The sequence below is a fragment of the Methylocystis sp. L43 genome (assembly GCF_015709525.1).
Lineage (GTDB): Bacteria > Pseudomonadota > Alphaproteobacteria > Rhizobiales > Beijerinckiaceae > Methylocystis.
The window spans coordinates 218,427-233,305 of sequence record NZ_JADNRA010000034.1; the positions used below are offsets into that span (position 1 = coordinate 218,427).

Annotated in this window: 18 protein-coding genes and 1 tRNA gene; 8 read left to right on the plus strand and 11 right to left on the minus strand. The window is 60.1% G+C overall.

The window, feature by feature from the left end; translation table 11 throughout:
* Nucleotides 1-25 precede the first annotated feature (25 nt).
* The 3 genes from moxG to IYX23_RS15780 form a co-directional block, all read right to left on the minus strand.
* Nucleotides 26-607 carry a cytochrome c(L), periplasmic gene (moxG, locus tag IYX23_RS15770; protein ID WP_109024521.1) on the minus strand — a complete coding sequence of 194 codons (582 nt, stop codon included), beginning with the start codon at nt 605-607 and terminating at the stop codon, nt 26-28.
* Nucleotides 608-641: 34 nt separating this feature from the next.
* The gene (gene moxJ, locus IYX23_RS15775) at nt 642-1,547 is read right to left on the minus strand and encodes a methanol oxidation system protein MoxJ (RefSeq protein WP_196393556.1); all 906 of its coding nucleotides are present in this window, start codon (nt 1,545-1,547) and stop codon (nt 642-644) included.
* A gap of 110 nt (nt 1,548-1,657) precedes the next feature.
* Nucleotides 1,658-3,532, minus strand: a complete 1,875-nt coding sequence (locus tag IYX23_RS15780; protein WP_029649305.1) for a methanol/ethanol family PQQ-dependent dehydrogenase — start codon at nt 3,530-3,532, stop codon at nt 1,658-1,660.
* Between the two features lie 325 nt (nt 3,533-3,857).
* On the opposite strand from IYX23_RS15780, the gene IYX23_RS15785 reads away from it, so the two are divergent.
* Complete coding sequence (locus tag IYX23_RS15785) at nt 3,858-4,727, plus strand: serine protease (RefSeq protein ID WP_246716859.1); 870 nt, start codon at nt 3,858-3,860, stop codon at nt 4,725-4,727.
* 1 nt (nt 4,728) lies between these two features.
* Here the strand turns inward: IYX23_RS15785 and IYX23_RS15790 are convergent, their stop codons facing one another.
* Both IYX23_RS15790 and IYX23_RS15795 read right to left on the minus strand, forming a co-directional pair.
* Nucleotides 4,729-5,601: a c-type cytochrome gene (locus IYX23_RS15790; RefSeq protein ID WP_196393555.1), complete on the minus strand. Its 873-nt coding sequence runs from the start codon at nt 5,599-5,601 to the stop codon at nt 4,729-4,731.
* Nucleotides 5,602-5,713: 112 nt separating this feature from the next.
* Nucleotides 5,714-6,313, minus strand: a complete 600-nt coding sequence (locus IYX23_RS15795; protein ID WP_246716861.1) for a pentapeptide repeat-containing protein — start codon at nt 6,311-6,313, stop codon at nt 5,714-5,716.
* Nucleotides 6,314-6,530: 217 nt separating this feature from the next.
* Here IYX23_RS15795 and IYX23_RS15800 point away from each other — a divergent pair, with 217 nt between their 5' ends.
* Complete coding sequence (locus tag IYX23_RS15800; RefSeq protein WP_196393553.1) at nt 6,531-6,950, plus strand: DUF3617 family protein; 420 nt, start codon at nt 6,531-6,533, stop codon at nt 6,948-6,950.
* Here the strand turns inward: IYX23_RS15800 and IYX23_RS20550 are convergent.
* Nucleotides 6,947-7,069 carry a hypothetical protein gene (locus IYX23_RS20550; protein WP_281431794.1) on the minus strand — a complete coding sequence of 41 codons (123 nt, stop codon included), beginning with the start codon at nt 7,067-7,069 and terminating at the stop codon, nt 6,947-6,949. The two genes, IYX23_RS15800 and IYX23_RS20550, sit on opposite strands and share 4 nt — an antisense overlap.
* Here IYX23_RS20550 and IYX23_RS15805 point away from each other — a divergent pair.
* Complete coding sequence (locus IYX23_RS15805; protein ID WP_246716863.1) at nt 7,069-7,692, plus strand: DUF302 domain-containing protein; 624 nt, start codon at nt 7,069-7,071, stop codon at nt 7,690-7,692. The two genes, IYX23_RS20550 and IYX23_RS15805, sit on opposite strands and share 1 nt — an antisense overlap.
* Nucleotides 7,693-7,762: 70 nt before the next feature.
* Here the strand turns inward: IYX23_RS15805 and IYX23_RS15810 are convergent, their stop codons facing one another.
* Nucleotides 7,763-8,398, minus strand: a complete 636-nt coding sequence (locus tag IYX23_RS15810) for a hypothetical protein (RefSeq protein ID WP_196393552.1) — start codon at nt 8,396-8,398, stop codon at nt 7,763-7,765.
* A 332-nt stretch (nt 8,399-8,730) separates the two neighbouring features.
* On the opposite strand from IYX23_RS15810, the gene IYX23_RS15815 reads away from it, so the two are divergent.
* Entirely contained in the window at nt 8,731-9,807 is a 1,077-nt protein-coding gene (locus tag IYX23_RS15815; RefSeq protein WP_196393551.1) for an alkene reductase, read from the plus strand.
* Nucleotides 9,808-10,030: 223 nt separating this feature from the next.
* Here the strand turns inward: IYX23_RS15815 and IYX23_RS15820 are convergent, their stop codons facing one another.
* Nucleotides 10,031-10,780: a L,D-transpeptidase gene (locus IYX23_RS15820; RefSeq protein ID WP_196393550.1), complete on the minus strand. Its 750-nt coding sequence runs from the start codon at nt 10,778-10,780 to the stop codon at nt 10,031-10,033.
* A 460-nt stretch (nt 10,781-11,240) separates the two neighbouring features.
* Between IYX23_RS15820 and IYX23_RS15825 the strand changes: the two genes are divergently transcribed.
* On the plus strand, nt 11,241-11,453 hold the full coding sequence (locus tag IYX23_RS15825; RefSeq protein WP_196393549.1) for a hypothetical protein: 213 nt from the start codon (nt 11,241-11,243) through the stop codon (nt 11,451-11,453).
* On the opposite strand, the gene IYX23_RS15830 is transcribed toward IYX23_RS15825, so the two are convergent.
* Complete coding sequence (locus IYX23_RS15830; RefSeq protein ID WP_196393548.1) at nt 11,440-11,631, minus strand: hypothetical protein; 192 nt, start codon at nt 11,629-11,631, stop codon at nt 11,440-11,442. The two genes, IYX23_RS15825 and IYX23_RS15830, sit on opposite strands and share 14 nt — an antisense overlap.
* A gap of 454 nt (nt 11,632-12,085) precedes the next feature.
* Between IYX23_RS15830 and IYX23_RS15835 the strand changes: the two genes are divergently transcribed.
* Nucleotides 12,086-12,436 (plus strand): hypothetical protein, encoded by a 351-nt coding sequence (locus tag IYX23_RS15835; protein ID WP_196393547.1) that lies wholly within the window; start codon nt 12,086-12,088, stop codon nt 12,434-12,436.
* 435 nt (nt 12,437-12,871) lie between these two features.
* Here the strand turns inward: IYX23_RS15835 and IYX23_RS15840 are convergent, their stop codons facing one another.
* Complete coding sequence (locus IYX23_RS15840; protein ID WP_196393546.1) at nt 12,872-13,351, minus strand: hypothetical protein; 480 nt, start codon at nt 13,349-13,351, stop codon at nt 12,872-12,874.
* A 262-nt stretch (nt 13,352-13,613) separates the two neighbouring features.
* A tRNA-Phe gene (locus IYX23_RS15845) sits at nt 13,614-13,689 on the minus strand.
* Nucleotides 13,690-14,040: 351 nt separating this feature from the next.
* Here IYX23_RS15845 and IYX23_RS15850 point away from each other — a divergent pair.
* Together IYX23_RS15850 and IYX23_RS15855 are read left to right on the plus strand one after the other, a co-directional pair.
* Nucleotides 14,041-14,370 (plus strand): hypothetical protein, encoded by a 330-nt coding sequence (locus IYX23_RS15850; protein WP_196393545.1) that lies wholly within the window; start codon nt 14,041-14,043, stop codon nt 14,368-14,370.
* A 123-nt stretch (nt 14,371-14,493) separates the two neighbouring features.
* Nucleotides 14,494-14,847 carry a RidA family protein gene (locus tag IYX23_RS15855; RefSeq protein ID WP_196393544.1) on the plus strand — a complete coding sequence of 118 codons (354 nt, stop codon included), beginning with the start codon at nt 14,494-14,496 and terminating at the stop codon, nt 14,845-14,847.
* Nucleotides 14,848-14,879: the final 32 nt, after the last annotated feature.

A 14,879-nucleotide genomic window follows, 5' to 3' on the forward strand; every position in this document is an offset into this window, starting at 1 on the left:
GCCTCCGGCGACGGCGGCGTAGAACTTACTTCGCCTTCTCCTGGCACTTTCCAGGCGGGCTGTCCGGCAGGGTTTCGTGACCCGCGTAGGGTTTGAAAGACTTGCGCTGAGCGTCCGTCAGCCAGCTCGCCTTCTCCGGCGCTTCCTTGAACAGATGTCGGATCCAGGCCATGACCTTCAGCATCTCATCGAGCGTGAGGTTCTGGTACTGCGGCCCCATGGACGCTTGCCCGCCGCCATAGATCGTCGAGAACAGACCCTCGTCCGTTTCGTTCTGCGGATAGGTCCAATAGGCGTCGTTGAGGCCGGGGCCGATCTTTCCTTCGGCGAGGTGGCCGTGACAGCCGGAGCAGGCGGAAAGAAAGAGCTGTTCGCCCAGCTTCAGACAGCTTGCATCCTCGTTATAAGGATTCTTGCCCGACGTCATGAATTCCTTGACGCCTGCGGTGTCCTTTCCCTCCGGCAGCGCGTCATCAAAGTTCAGCACCTCGCCCGTGATCGTGTTGCGGAATGTGATCCCTGCGGTCTGCGCGATGGCGCCGAGCGCTACCAAACAGGCCGCAGCGCCAATGAGGGACAGGGAAACGCTTCTTTTGCTATTCGACACGTATTTCGTCCTGCTTTTCGTTGCGCGCGGCGCATCATTGGGTGACGGGAAGAAGAGGAACGCCTTCCGCTTTGAGGATGTCATCGATCTTGGGCCGAGCGGCGACGAGCGCCTGATCGATTTCAGTCAGCAAGGCTTTGTCGTCGCGCCGCACCGCGACCGATTGATCGAAGCGCTGGGGCACTTTTTCGCCATTGCTTTTCACTGCGTCGTCTTCGATCAGCGTCATCCGCAGTGGCGTCGATGACGCCTTGACGTAACGTGCGACGTCGGGCGCGAAGCCGACCGCGACCTCGGCGGCGCCGCTGACCACCTCGCCAACCATTCGGGCGGGATCAATCTGCGTGTATTGATTGCGCGCCGATTTGAAGTTCACCAGCGAATAGAGATAGGCCATGTTGTCTTCGTATTGGCCCATATCCTTGAGCAGCATTTCGCCCGGAGAGCCGAAAGCGACGACGACGTGGCCAAGCTTCTTCAGACGAGCGTCGGACCATGATTTGATGTCGAGGTCGCGATCGGCGCGGCTGACGAAGACATAACCGGTGCGATAGTACGGCTTCGACGTTGCGACGCGCGGATCGCCGGTATCGAGTCCAATGACGACGTCGCAGAGCTTCTTGTCGAGAGAATCGCGCACGAGATAAATCGCCGGCTGCTGCGACCAGACGAACTGGGCCTTACGTTTCATGGCGTCGGCGAGCGCAACGCCGATCTTGTTCTCAAGTCCCGAGCCGTCTTCCATCGAGAGCGGCGGCTGATTCTTCGCCGCGCAGATGCGAAGCGTATTGGGATCTGACGGCTCCGCCGCCGAAGCGGTCGCGGCGTTCGAGACGGCGTCGCCAGCAACGCCGAGCGAAGCGCCTTCTGCGCTCATGGCCGCAAGAGCGACGAAGAGCGCGCCGCATGCGCCTGCGGGCAAGCGAGTGAATCGCGACATGGCTTTCTTTCCGTGATCATTTCGATCGCCTGCTCGGACGCATGGGGGCGCGTCCGAACAGGCGTCTCGTAACCGCCTCAGGCGGATGAGATCGATGGAACGATGGGCGATTAGTTCGCCTTGTATTCGCCCACGCTCAGATCGTCGTAGGGACCTTTGCCGTCGAGCGAGAACACCATCACGCCGCCGCCCATCTGCGTGTAATTGGCGAGCTGCTTGAAGGCGCCAACCGCGCCGAGACCGGCTGTCGGATCCTGGAGGTCGAACACGAGGCCAACCCCCGGCCAACCGCCGACGCCATACATGATGGCGAGATATTCGACGCCCTTGTGCTGATAGACGATCGGATGTCCGATGACGCCGGACGGAAGCTTGAACTTCCACAGCAGTTCGCCGGTGTCGCTGTGACGGGCCTTGATGAAGCCGTCGAGCGTTCCGTAGAAGACGACGTTGCCGGCGGTGGCGGCGGTGCCGCCCCAAACGGCGAAGCGCTCCATCTTCTCCCATTTGAACTTGCCGGTGATGGCGTTGTAGGCCTTGATCTGGCCGAGGCCTTCAGCCTTCTGACGATCGCCCTTGGGACCCGGAAACATGTTGAGCGTCGCGCCGACGAAGAACTGACCCGCACGATAGGGAAGCATGAAGGGCTCCCAGTCCATGCAGATGTGGTTCACGCCGAGGAAGAACAGCTCCTTGTTGGGATCGTAGGAGTCGAGGCCCTGGTTGTGATAGCCCATCGCCGAGGGACAGATGTCCTTGGCGAGATGGTCCATCCGCGTGCCATATTCCGGATCGCGCACCGGCAGGCCGCTCTTCAGATCGACCTTCTTGAACACATTGACCGTGTCATCAATCTTGTCGGCGGAGACCAGCGTGCCGTCGGTACGGTCGAGCGTGTAGACGATGCCGTTGCGGTCGGGATGGGTCAGCAGCTTGCGCAGCTTGCCGTCCTTGTCCTTCTGCTCGCTGAGCATCATGAAGTTGATGCCGGCGTAGTCCCATTCATCGTGCGGCGTCTTCTGATAGCCGAACTTCGCCTCGCCCGTGTTGAGGTCGCGGCCCCAAATGGTCATCGTCCACTTGTTGTCGCCAGGACGCATCGTCTCGTTCCACGGCGCCGGATTGCCGCTGCCGTAGTAGACGAGGTTGGTGCCCGAATCGTAAGCGAACCAGCCCCAATTGGTGCCGCCGCCGATCTTCCAGGCGTCGCCTTCCCAGGTCGCCGTGCCGAGGCCCTTCTGGCCGTAATGCGGATTGGCCTTGTTGAAGTCGTCGCCGATCAGCACGTCCGAATCCGGACCGGTCGCATAGGCGCGCCACTTCTGCTCGCCGGTGCGCACATCATAGGCGGTCATATAGCCGCGCACGCCCAGTTCGGCGCCCGAGCTGCCGATGAGCACAATGTCCTTATAGATGTGCGGCGCGACGGTCAGCGTGGAGCCGACCTTGAAGTCGGAGTTTTCGATCTTCCAATATTCCTCGCCGGTGCTGGCGTTCAACGCGACGACATGGCCGTCGAGCAGCGTCTTCACGATCAGCGCAGGCGCCTTGCCGTCGCCGGGCCAGTAGGCGAGACCACGATTGACGATGTCGCAACAGGCGACGGCGCGCGCCGCGGCGTTCTGCTTGGGCTTATGCTGCCAGAGAATGCGGGTCGGGTCGTCGAGGTTGAGCGCGAAGGTATTATTGGGAAAAGACGTGTGAACATACATTTTGCCGTCGATGACGATCGGCGAACCTTCGTGACCGCTGAGCAGACCAGTCGAGAACGACCAGGCGACCTTTAGGTTCTTGACGTTATCGGCGTTGACCTGGGTCAGCGTGCTGTAGTGGTTGGAGCTGTAGTTTTTGCCCTGCATGGCCCAGTTGTCTTCGCTCTTCGTCAGAGCTTCGAGCTTATCCTCGGCAGTCGCAGCGGACATCGTCACGATCGGCGCCGCGATCAGCACGGACAACAGGGACACGGAATTCAGCAGTTTCCTCATCGACGAGTCCTCCTGCAACCTCGCCCGGACGCCTTCATGGCGTCTTCGACGGCGACGTCGCCCCGCAAATAGACGGCAAAATGCAGCCGCCGTGGTTCATTGACGGTCGCTTATTCTCGCTGCGCGTTCGCGCGCAAATTCGAGAGACGATCCGCCGGCATATAAGTTTAAGCGCAAGGCCGAGTCTTCACGATTTATCGGTAATGTGTCTCGGGAAATATCGGCATGTTTTCTCCCCATGCTTCCCGACGTCGTGGCGCTTGACGCAAAATCGCGCACAGCTTTTGTTGAAAGCCGGTCATCCCCTCCGCATCAGAAGCATCGAATGCCAAAACATGTCGCGCCAATGAATTCGCCTGCGCGCCGCCATCGCCTGTTCGCTCCGGCGATTCTGCGCTCGACCGCTTTTCCGGTCGCCCTGGTCACGCTCATGCTGCTCGGCGTGACGTTTGCGCGCATCGGCGCGCAAACAGCGCACGCCGCGCTTTACCCCGACGACCGGCGGCAAGCGATGACGGAGGCGGACGCCAGTCGCTTCGCCGGCGCCGGCGTGCTCATGTGCTACTCGGATTTCGGAACGCTGGAGCGCGCGGCGGCCGCCTGGCTCGTCGGAGCGCATGATCTCGTCGTGATGAATGCGCATAATTTCGTCGATCGGCGTCTCGTCCCAACGCATCCGGTGACGAATTGCTTCTTCAGGATCGCCGGCGGCGACTATTATTTCGATGAGAACAGCCTTCGCATCGGCGCTTCGGTCGAATCGAAAGCGTTGCATATCACTGACGATTGGGCGTTGCTGCGTCTGCTTCAGCCAACGCCTGAAACCGTGAAGCCGCAGCCCGCACCGGACACGAGTGATGTCGCCACCGGCGCGCGCTTCAAGGTCGTGATGGTCTCTCCGGCCGGACATTCCAACACACGCCTCGTGGCCAGTACTGAATCATGCGATGTTTATCGCGTCGACGAGCCCACCGAAGGTCACATTCGTCGCGTGCGTCACGACTGCAATGACGGCTATGGCGGCTCGGGTTCCGGCCTGTTCACCGAAGACGGTCGTCTGATCGCCATGCATAGCGCTTCACTCGACATGAATCAGAAGCGGCCTTTCGATATCGAGACGCATTTCGGTTCGGCGATGCTTTTCGAAGGCAAACTCGCCGAGGCGATCCGTGACGCCGCGTCAAAGCCGCGTTAGCTCATTCCTTTGGCGGAATCGTCCGCAACCAGGCGACGAGCGCGTCGAGATCATCCGGCGACATTTTGGAGAAATGCGCCTTGGAGAGCGTCGACATCGGCGGCTTCAGCAGCGCGCCATTACGCGCCACGCCTTGTGTGATCGCGCGCTTCAACTCATCGTCCGACCAGGCGCCGACGCCCTTTACCGGATGCGACGTGATGTTGGAGGCGACGACGACGCCGGCGGCGTTGCGGAAGGTCTTTCCGCCCGCGCCGAGACGATTTCGATACTCAGGCGCGCCATCGATTTCCTCGCTGTGACACGACAGGCAACGGGCGAGCGACGCGACATAGCGGCCGCGCGTGTTTTTGTCGGCAAGAGACGCGTCATCAAAGGCCGACGCCGCTCCGGGCATCAGGCGAGGCGTCCATTCGCCGCTGCGCTGCTGCGGCGCCTGAAGCGGCGCGTGGATCTGCGTCGCCGAGCGCAGAAAGGCGATGATCGCGTCGAGATCGCGCGCGGTCAGCGGCTTGTAGGAGTCCGACGGCATGACGTGCGCAAGACGGCCATACCGGCCGACGCCGTCGACGATCGCGGCGCGCAATTCTTCGTCGGTCCACGCGCCGACGCCGGTCTCTCTATCTGGAGAGATGTTGGGACCCCGCACGACATAGGATTTGCCGGAAAATGTCTGCGCGCCGCCGGAGAAACGACTGGAGAGATCATAGCCAGCTGGGCCGCGCGGCGTATGGCAATTATCGCAGGCCGTCAGCGCTTCGACGAGATAGCGGCCGCGTTCGATATCGCTAGCATGGGCCGCGGCGCCAATCAGCCAGCACGCAAGCAGAGCGATTGGCGCCCGAAGAACGGACCGCCGGCCTTTGGCGTTCATAATGCCCACGTTTATGGAATCACGTGGAGCGCTCATAATGCACCGCTCTCTTTGCGTCTCGCGGAAATATTTCCTGACAACGCAGGAAATTTTGGCAACGACGCCGCAGGAGTCAGCGCCCGAGAGAAAGGTTCGAGCCGTCGAGCACCGCATAGTCGAATCGTGCGCCGGTGACGATCGCCGCGGTGAAATTGGCGCCGGTAAGAACAGCATGGGTGAGATTGGCGCGCGTAAGGTCCGCCCCGTCGAAATTGGCGTCGGGGAGTTCGGCGCGCACGGGAACCATGCCCTGATTGGCGGGATCGGCGCCGAGATCCGCGCCGATCAGCTTTGCATCGTGGAAGTTCACGCCCTTGCCGCCGCCAATGATGCGCGCATTCGAGAGGTCGGCGTGGTCAAAATTCGCGCCGTCGAGAAGCGCGGCATAGAGCGTTGCGCCTCTCATCACCGCGTCCGAAAAGTCGGCGTCCTGCAAATCGGCGCGCGTGAAATTCGCGCCCGACAGATCGGCCTTCGCCAGCTTCGCGCCCGCGAGCTTGGTGGAGAAGAAGTCTGCGCCATGCATGTTGAGGTCGGACAGATCGACGCCGGAGAGATCGAGATTTGAAAGATCGATCGGCTTACCCTGCGCTTCGGCGACCCTTTGCTCGACCTGCGCGCGCGACAATTCGGCTGCGAAGACTGAGGCCACTGACGGAAAGACGAAAGGCATTGCTCCGGCGACAAGCGCAAGGCAGCGACCGATCCGTCTTTGATTGGGTAATCTCATCAGTCGAACCCCGTCGCATATATTCTTTCAAAGCCTATGTTCGTCAGGCTAAGAGATGCAACAGGACAATCTCCTGTTGGCACCGGGAAACAGCGGCAGCCATTGGCCACGGCGCCAGCAGCACGTAGATCGCCCTGCGCTTTCGCGATAAGGAATGGAGATGCAACGCCCGCAACTTTTTGCCTCCGGACTCGTCGTCGCTCTCTTGCTGTTTGCGGGCGCGCATTCGCCTGCATTTGCAGGTGACGCTGAACTGCCGAAGCGCCGGCCAGGCCTTTGGCGCATTTCGACGATTTCGCCGGAGATCGGGTTGCAGACCAATGACGTCTGCATCGAAGAGGGCGACAGCATCATCGGCGCCCAGGACGAAAGTTGCGCGAAGCCTTCCGTTACGCACGCGAGTGATCAGATCATCGTCACGATCGAATGCGGCCCAAAGGACGCGCGCGACGTCACGAGCCTGCTGTTCACCGGCGATTTCCAGAGCTGGTATCGCGCGCAGTCCAAGGCAACCGCGAAGGGGACTCGCTCAGGCTTTACGATCGACGCGAAGTTTCTATCCGAACGCTGCACGAACTAAGCCGCTCCCGACGATCCAGTCGGAACTGCGACGCCGAAAGCCCTGCTGGCGAGATAGCAGGCGCAAGTGAGACCGTTCTGTCCTGCTCCGATGACGATGGCGTCGTAGGTCTTAGGCATTGGCTCGGTTCCGAGTTTGGCAGAGGGCCCTCGCTTCCTTTCGGACGTATACAGCGAGCCGTTTTGTTAGCCTCAGCGTTCATGATGCTCATATTCCAACTGCAACGCATAACGAAGCAGGAGAAGGCATGATGACGAAAGCAGAGATCACGGCAAAAACAGTCGCCATCAAGCACATCAAGATTCGCTTGGCAAAGACGTTTGCGCAGGTTCGTGAAAAACTCGAAGCTGTGCTGCCGGAGCTCGATGCGCAAATCGTCGAACAGTTGAGCCAGAGCGACGAGCAAGCGGCCAAAGTTTACCAAGACGCCGGTCCAAAGCTATCGATCTTCCTCGTCCGGGACCATGGCGCCTTGCTGCATATCGCTGGAGAACGCCGCAACGCGATTCAATACGAGATTGGCAATCCCTTAACCGCATCCAAAATGACGCGTCATCGTCTCGCCGCTGCTCTCTATGCCCCGCTACGCGTCGTGCTGTTTGAAGATGTAGATGGGAGGTCGGTCTTCGAATATGACCAGCCGTCATCGCTCTTCGGGCAGTTCGACGATGAACGCGTAACTGAGGTCGGGCGATATCTCGACGCCGCGCTTGAAGCTGCATTGCTCCAAGCGGCCGACTAAGCGGCGCGAAATTCGCACGCTGACGCAATTCCTGCTTGTAGCATTACTCTTATCTACGTTCTTGCCCGTCTCAGCGAGATCCACCAGGGGATGACGAACGTCCCTGATCGGGTTGAGGAGCGGGAGGCGTGCGCCGCTCGACTCGGTATTTGTTGTGCAGACCGTCGAGCGCGCGATTTACGTAAGTATGGAACTGCGTCGCTTTCTCGATCGGCACGGTGAAAATGGCGATCCCGAAACCGATCGCTGCGGCGATCAAAGCCGTGATGACGACAGAAACGAACCTGTAGACCATCGTCCGAAAGATTCCGCGACGGCGAGCCGGATGCACTTCGAAACGGCTTTTGTATCCTTGACTTTCTTTTGCAATCTCGGGCGCGTTTCGTTCAAACACTTGCTCGTGGGCGTGTAAGATCGCTTCTGCCTCTCGCGGTTCAACCTCGGCCTGAACAAATTGCGGTTGTTCGACCTCCTGCCATTGCGCCTGACTCTGATCAGGAGCTGTGTCAGTCGAGGTCCCCAAAACGATCTGTTCCTGCTCTTCCTCTCGCCGGGCGCGCGCCGCGGCCTCGACGAGGTCAGATCGCCGGCGCTCTTCTTCACTTTGTTCCACAGCGGCGAGTCTTTGCTCCAGAGCGGCAAATCGTTTCTGCAGAGCAGCGATCGTCCACTCGCTGCGCAGCGTCTCGTTGTCGCGCGGCGGCACCTCGGCTGGCGCGAACGAGGCCGTCTGAACCTGCTCTGTTACGCGACGATTTTCTTCTCCACGACGCTCTTCCTCCCTTTGTTTGAAAGCGACGAGGGTCCAGTCGCTGAGAAGGGTCTTGCTCATCTTTCACTCCAGTCTTTCGATGTTCGCATCAGACGCCTCGCGCGGCATTGTCAGGCTCGGAAAATCCCGTAGAAGCTTTCAGGCTTGTCTCATCGGTTCAAAAGCTAGGCTGAGACGATGCTTGGCGTTTGTAAAGCTCGGCGCGCGGAGCCGAGCACGTGAATTCCTTCCTGAAAATTAGGTCCTCAGATAGGCAGAGCATCCAAATGTCGATCTTGTTTCAACCCGTGCGCATCGGCGAGATGGAATTGCCGAACCGCATCATCATGGCGCCTATCACCCGCTGCCGCGCCAGCGAAGGGCGCGTCCCCAACGCGCTCATGAAGGATTATTATGTGCAGCGCGCTTCCGCTGGGCTCATCCTCACTGAAGCGACATCCATCATGCCGATGGGCGTCGGCTATCCCGACACGCCGGGGATTTGGTCGGAGGCGCAGACCGACGGATGGAGACGGATCACGGAGGCGGTTCACGATGCTGGCGGAAGGATCATGCTGCAGCTCTGGCATGTCGGCCGCGTCTCGCATCCCATCTACCTCAACGGCGCGCCTCCTGTCGGGCCGAGCGCGATCGCGCCCGCCGGACATGTGAGCCTGTTGCGCCCCTACCAGCCCTATCCGATACCCCGCGCCCTCGCGCTTTCCGAGATCGCGGAAATTGTCGAGGCCTATCGGCGCGGCGCTGAAAACGCCAAAGCGGCCGGTTTCGACGGCGTGGAGTTGCACGGCGCCAATGGCTATTTGCTCGACCAGTTTCTCCAGGACAGCGCGAACAGGCGAACGGATCGCTATGGCGGCTCGGTCGAAAACCGCGCGCGCCTCATGCTTGAAGCGACCGACGCCGCTATCGCCGTCTGGGGGCCAGGCCGCGTCGGCATGCATCTGGCGCCGCGCGGCGATTCCCACTCGATGGGCGATTCCGACCCTGCGGCGACGTTCGGATATGTCGCGCGTGAACTCGGCAAGCGCGGCGTCGCCTTCATCTGCGCCCGCGAACATGCGGGACCCGACGCGCTCGGACGCGTTCTCAAGGAGGAATTCGGCGGCGCCTATATCGTCAATGAGGGCTATGCCGCAGAGACAGCTGAAGCCGCGATCGCCGCGGGCGACGCCGACGCGGTGGCGTTCGGCAAGCTCTACATCGCCAATCCGGACCTGCCCGAGCGTCTTCGCAGGCATGCGGCGTTGAATGAACCCCAGCCGGCGACCTTCTATACGAAAGGTCCCGAGGGTTACACGGACTATCCGGCCATGAGCGCTTCCCGATCGCATGAAATCATGTGATCGATACGGAATCGTTCAAGATCAAATTGGCGCAGCAGGTTCTCATCGAAAAAGTTCGTCAACTTTTTCGTAAACCTGCTCTGGCGGAATGAGCGGCGTTCGCACGCCCGCGGGATTTCCGTTGCAGGCGTGAGCGCCTGGCGGATAGCGGGCTAACGCGCGAGATCATCAGGGGCGCCGCCCAAATCCCATCCGCAACCGGCTGGAACGGCTTTAGCCGGGGCTACCGGCGCGCCACTTTGGCGGGAAGAACGACGACTCGGGTTCCAGGGGTCGTTTTTTGGTAGAGATCCATCGCGTCCTGATTGATCATCCGGATGCAGCCAGACGATTGGCTCTTCCCGATCGTCCATGGCTCATTCGTGCCGTGGATGCGAAAGAGCGTATCTCGGTCCCCTTGCCAGAGATACATTGCGCGGGCTCCCAACGGATTGCTGGGACCGCCATGCATGCCAAGACCGCTTTGCAGCTCAACCAGCTGCTTTTTGAGGTCTGGCCTGCGTTCGATCATTTCCTTTGGCGGATACCAGTCCGGCCATTCCTGCTTGCTCTTGATCGTCGCTTCCCCTGACCAGGCGAAACCGTCGCGACCAACGCCGATGCCGTAGCGGGTCGCCCGGCCGCCCGCCTCGACGTAATAGAGATAGTGTCCGGCGGGATCGACCACGATCGTCCCTGGAGCTTCTCTGGTCGAGTAGGCGACGTTGGTGCGATGGAATGCTGCATCGACGAGGCCGGGTCTGACCGCCGGAACGATGAAGCCGGCGTCCTTCATCTCGCCGTAGAGATTGCCGCCTTGGACGGCGACGGCGTCGATGCGTCCCCCCGGCGCGGCAGGATCGCTACGCGGCGTCGGCGCAACGGCGGAGGCGCTCAGCGTCGCAGGCGTCTGCGTGCTGGCGCATCCGGCAAGGCCGGCCCCAGCCGCTGCTGAGGCAAATATGATCAGGATTTGTCGAATTCTGGGAGGCATGGGCGATCACCGTCCTCGGCTGCGTTCCGCCAATATAGCTAAATCCGCGCCGTTAACCAATTCTCGCGATATACGCCGGCGCCACAATCCGATCAAAACCGACATTTGATCGGAGATGAACTTCCATGGCTCGCGCCACTACGCCGCTCTTTCTAGGCGCCAGGGGCGATCGCGCCACTCACACTGCGATTTTCAGCCGCATGCTGACCTTTGAAAATCAAGGCGTTACGCGATCAGCCCTAACTGCCTATTGAAAACGTCGGGATTATCAGTCCGTTTAGCGTGTTGCGGCGACGATCAACGCCATCTGCGCGTCGGACGCGGCCAGGATCGCGAATGGACCATGCGGCCGCCGGAATGATGCCGGCAACGCAATTCTGATTTGTCGCCTCCCGCATGTGCCGGCGCTCGTCTAATAGACGGAGACGTCTCTCGAGCGCAGGCCAGAGGAGAAGCCAAAATGCGTAGAGTCATCTTCGCCATATTGGGCCTGCTGGCCGGCTATGCTGCTGGCGCAATCCTTGGGGGAACTCTCATTTCGCTTTTGTCTGGCAATACGCACGATAAGGATCTTGAGATCGTGATGACATCTGCCTTCGTCACCGGGCCATTGGGAGCCTTGATCGGGTTGTTGGCCGGATTGTTCGTGCCGAACGGCGTCAAAAGGAGGTAAGCGAAAAAAGAAAGGCGAGCCCCGATAGAATGAATGCGAAGATTCCCAACGCGCGCACGAAACTCCCGATCTTGTAAAAGCGTTCGCCGCGCATGGCGTGACCGAGGAAATAGAGGCAGATGGAGACGATCAGGAGCTTGAACCAGATCGGATTATCGCCAAAGGAAAAGATCGGCACGACCATATCGCTTACCTTTCAGAAACGCTTGCCAGCATGAGCGAGAACATCAGCTCGACGAAGTCGGGAAGATCAGAAAGCATCGAGGGGCGCGGATGGGCCTCGCTGTTCAAAGACGGCGAAGGTCGGCAGTAAGCGCCTACATTTATTCTAGACTGCAGCGCATTGGGTTGATGGCGCTAACGACGCGCAGCCCGGTCGCCTGGGCGACACCCGACCAAGCTTGACGCACGCCCGCCTTGGTCGTCGTCACGACATTGAACCGGCTCTATTCAGACGTCGCGCTCCGCAACGTTCGAAGGCCATTCCATCGTTTAAACCTATTTGAAACTTAGAGAATATCAGTTTTCCATTTGCAGCTGCATGTGGCAAAGTTCAGTCCTGAAACGTCACGATGAGCAATCGCGCAGCGGAACGGCAGCGCGCTTTTCGGCCCCTCACCGAGGAGAATCCGATGTCGTGCTTCACGTTTGAAATCTTTCGGGCTGGCGAAGCACCCAGGGTTTCATACGTACGGAGGCTTTCTGACGATCAAGAAATCTGGCCCGAAGTGGAAACGATTGCTCTGCTGATTAATGACAACGGCAGATTGTTTATTCGAGTCAAAAATCCTGCCCGCGAGACGATCATTCGTACGGGCGTCGCCACAGCGCTGAACTCAATAAAGGAATGTTCATGCATCGCCTGTCCGCTCAAACATGAGCTTGAGCGAAAGGTTATGGGCGTTGGACACACAGTTGCTTTGCTTGCCGGCGATCGCCGTCCTTGCGACAGGAGAAACAGGCTTTCTATTGGCGAGAGGTAGAATGGCGCAAGTGTCGCCAGCGCCAATTCGTGCTGGTTCAGTTCAGTTTTGGATCGGCGAATTCATCAAACGCATGGAGCGCCAAGTTGATGGGAGGGATGTCATGGAACGACGAATGGTCCTGCGCTTCTTGCTAGCGTCGGCGAGTGCCACCTTAGGCATGTCGGTGTCTTCGTCTCGCGCGTTTTTCAGCTCCTCTCGAGACTTCGTCAAAAGCGGGGTAGGCGAAGCGCCTTCAGCGGCTGTCGCCACCGGCGATGATGTCGCAAATGCGAAGGTGGAAAGGGTGTTTATCCGTCGGCGACGCCGATGTTATTATTACCGACGTTACGGCACGATACGGCGTCGTTGTGTCGATTGATCCATGATCGATCGGTTCAGGGTAGGGTCGACGACGGCGTGTCGCCATGATCGGCCCGGCCCGGCCAGATTCCGCTATCTTGCCAGAAACGCCGCATTCCGGAACCGCAGAACAACACGCCAGTTCGACCGAAACGGGTAAACTCGCGCGCCGGCGTAAACCGATGCGGCGTTATAGCCGACAACATATTCGACGACGCCTTCGAACTGCCTAAGCCTTTTCACGTCTCTGACTGCGCGGCGCGGCAGCGAGAAGCGCTCTCCGATCGTGCAGGTCCAATAGACGGTTTTGAAGGTGATTTTTTTGAATTTGTCGCCTGAGACGCGCACGGGGCGGCCGCTGGGATCGGCGACGAAGGGCGGACGCGTCTGCGTCACCTGAAAGGGCCTGTTCGGCGAGCCATTGATGTCGAATCTGACGAATTCCATCCATGGTCCCGAGCCGTTTCGCACCTGTCTGATGGAATGCGGCGCAACGCAGTCAGCCGCGTCCGCGCGCGATACCGTCACGATAAACGCTATCGCCGCCACAGGCAGCGTCGTGATGAAGCGCATTCCCGATCCCATTGCTACGCGAGGGATTGACGCTCTCGCCGCCTGCCGTCGGAGGCGTGGAGCGTAATCCTTGAGGACCGCGCTGGGAAGGACGCTGCGCGACGTCACGTCAGACCTCGATCGATCCGCCGCATTCTTGGCCTGCGGACGCGGGCGCTCGGCAAGCTCGAATTTACGGGGAACGCTAGCAGTCAAACTCGCGAACGTCGGCCGAAAAAGTGTCCCCACACGCCGGCGTTCTGCTTTAACTCATTGATCTAAATGGTGCCCAGGGGCGGGATCGAACCACCGACACTGCGATTTTCAGTCGCATGCTCTACCAACTGAGCTACCTGGGCTCGCGCGGACGCGATGTGTCGGGCTTATAGAAAGCGCGCAACGACTTGTCCAGACCCGCAAGGGTGGCGAGATGTTGTAGCGCGACAAAACGAATGGCCTCTCGCGACAGATCAAATGGCAGCACCCCTTGCAGCACGGACTCAGCGCTTGCCGGCTCCTCACGATGATCTCGGCCGCCCGCTTTGCGCCCGTCCGGCCCCGGTCCAGGGATCTTGCGCACCGGAACTTCAAAGCGCTCGGCCGCGTGATTTGGTGGGACCGATTGTGAGGCGTCTCGAAAAGAGGTAATTGTAGACGCAGGCTCTTGTCGCCTAGCGGTTGCGTTGTCTGAATATTAGGAGCCTTGCATTATGCATTTTCAGCTCACAATCGAATGTAGCGCTTCGGCGCTTGCCGGGGATTCGATCTCGCGCAGCCAGGAGCTCGCCAACATTCTCCTCGCCGTCGCGGCGGATTTGTTGGACCAAGGCCTGGCGCCTGGCGCCAAATTGCCTTTGCGTGACCGCAATGGCGACTTTGTTGGAATAGCCCAGCTGATCCAACAACCTAGCGTGCTCGCTTCGAGCGCGCTCCTCAATCGAGACGCGGGAAGCGTCGCTGAACGTCTACGCCAAATAGGGGGCCAAGCGCGGCCCTTGCGGCGGGAGCTTTCGGTGGCCGGACGCTCGCAGCGGGACTAATTCGCTGCACTGGCTTGTGCTTCGCCAAACTCGACCCGCATCCGTCTCCTAGTATACATACTGCTGCCGCCGCCCGGTTTTCCTAGGTTTCGTCCCGACCAGCGCGGCACGCAGGGAGGCGAGATGAGCAGCATTAAAAGGATCGGCGCAGGGCCGCGTATGAGCCAGGCCGTCGTTCGCGGCAACGCCGTCTATACGGCCGGCCAAGTGGCCGACAAGACCAAGGGCGGGTCGGTCGCCGATCAGACGCGCGAAATTCTCGCGCAGATCGACGCGCTTCTCGCCGAAGCCGGCAGCGCCAAGGCGAACATCCTGTCGGCGACGATTTACCTTGCCGATATCGCGACCTTTGCGGAGATGAACGGCGTCTGGGACGAATGGGTCGACAAAGCCAATCCGCCCGCGCGCGCCACCGTCGAAGCGAAGCTCGTGGCGGCAGCCTACAAAGTCGAGATCGCCGTCATCGCGGCGCTTTAGCGGATTTCCGCCGAAGTGGAGCCTTATGGAGC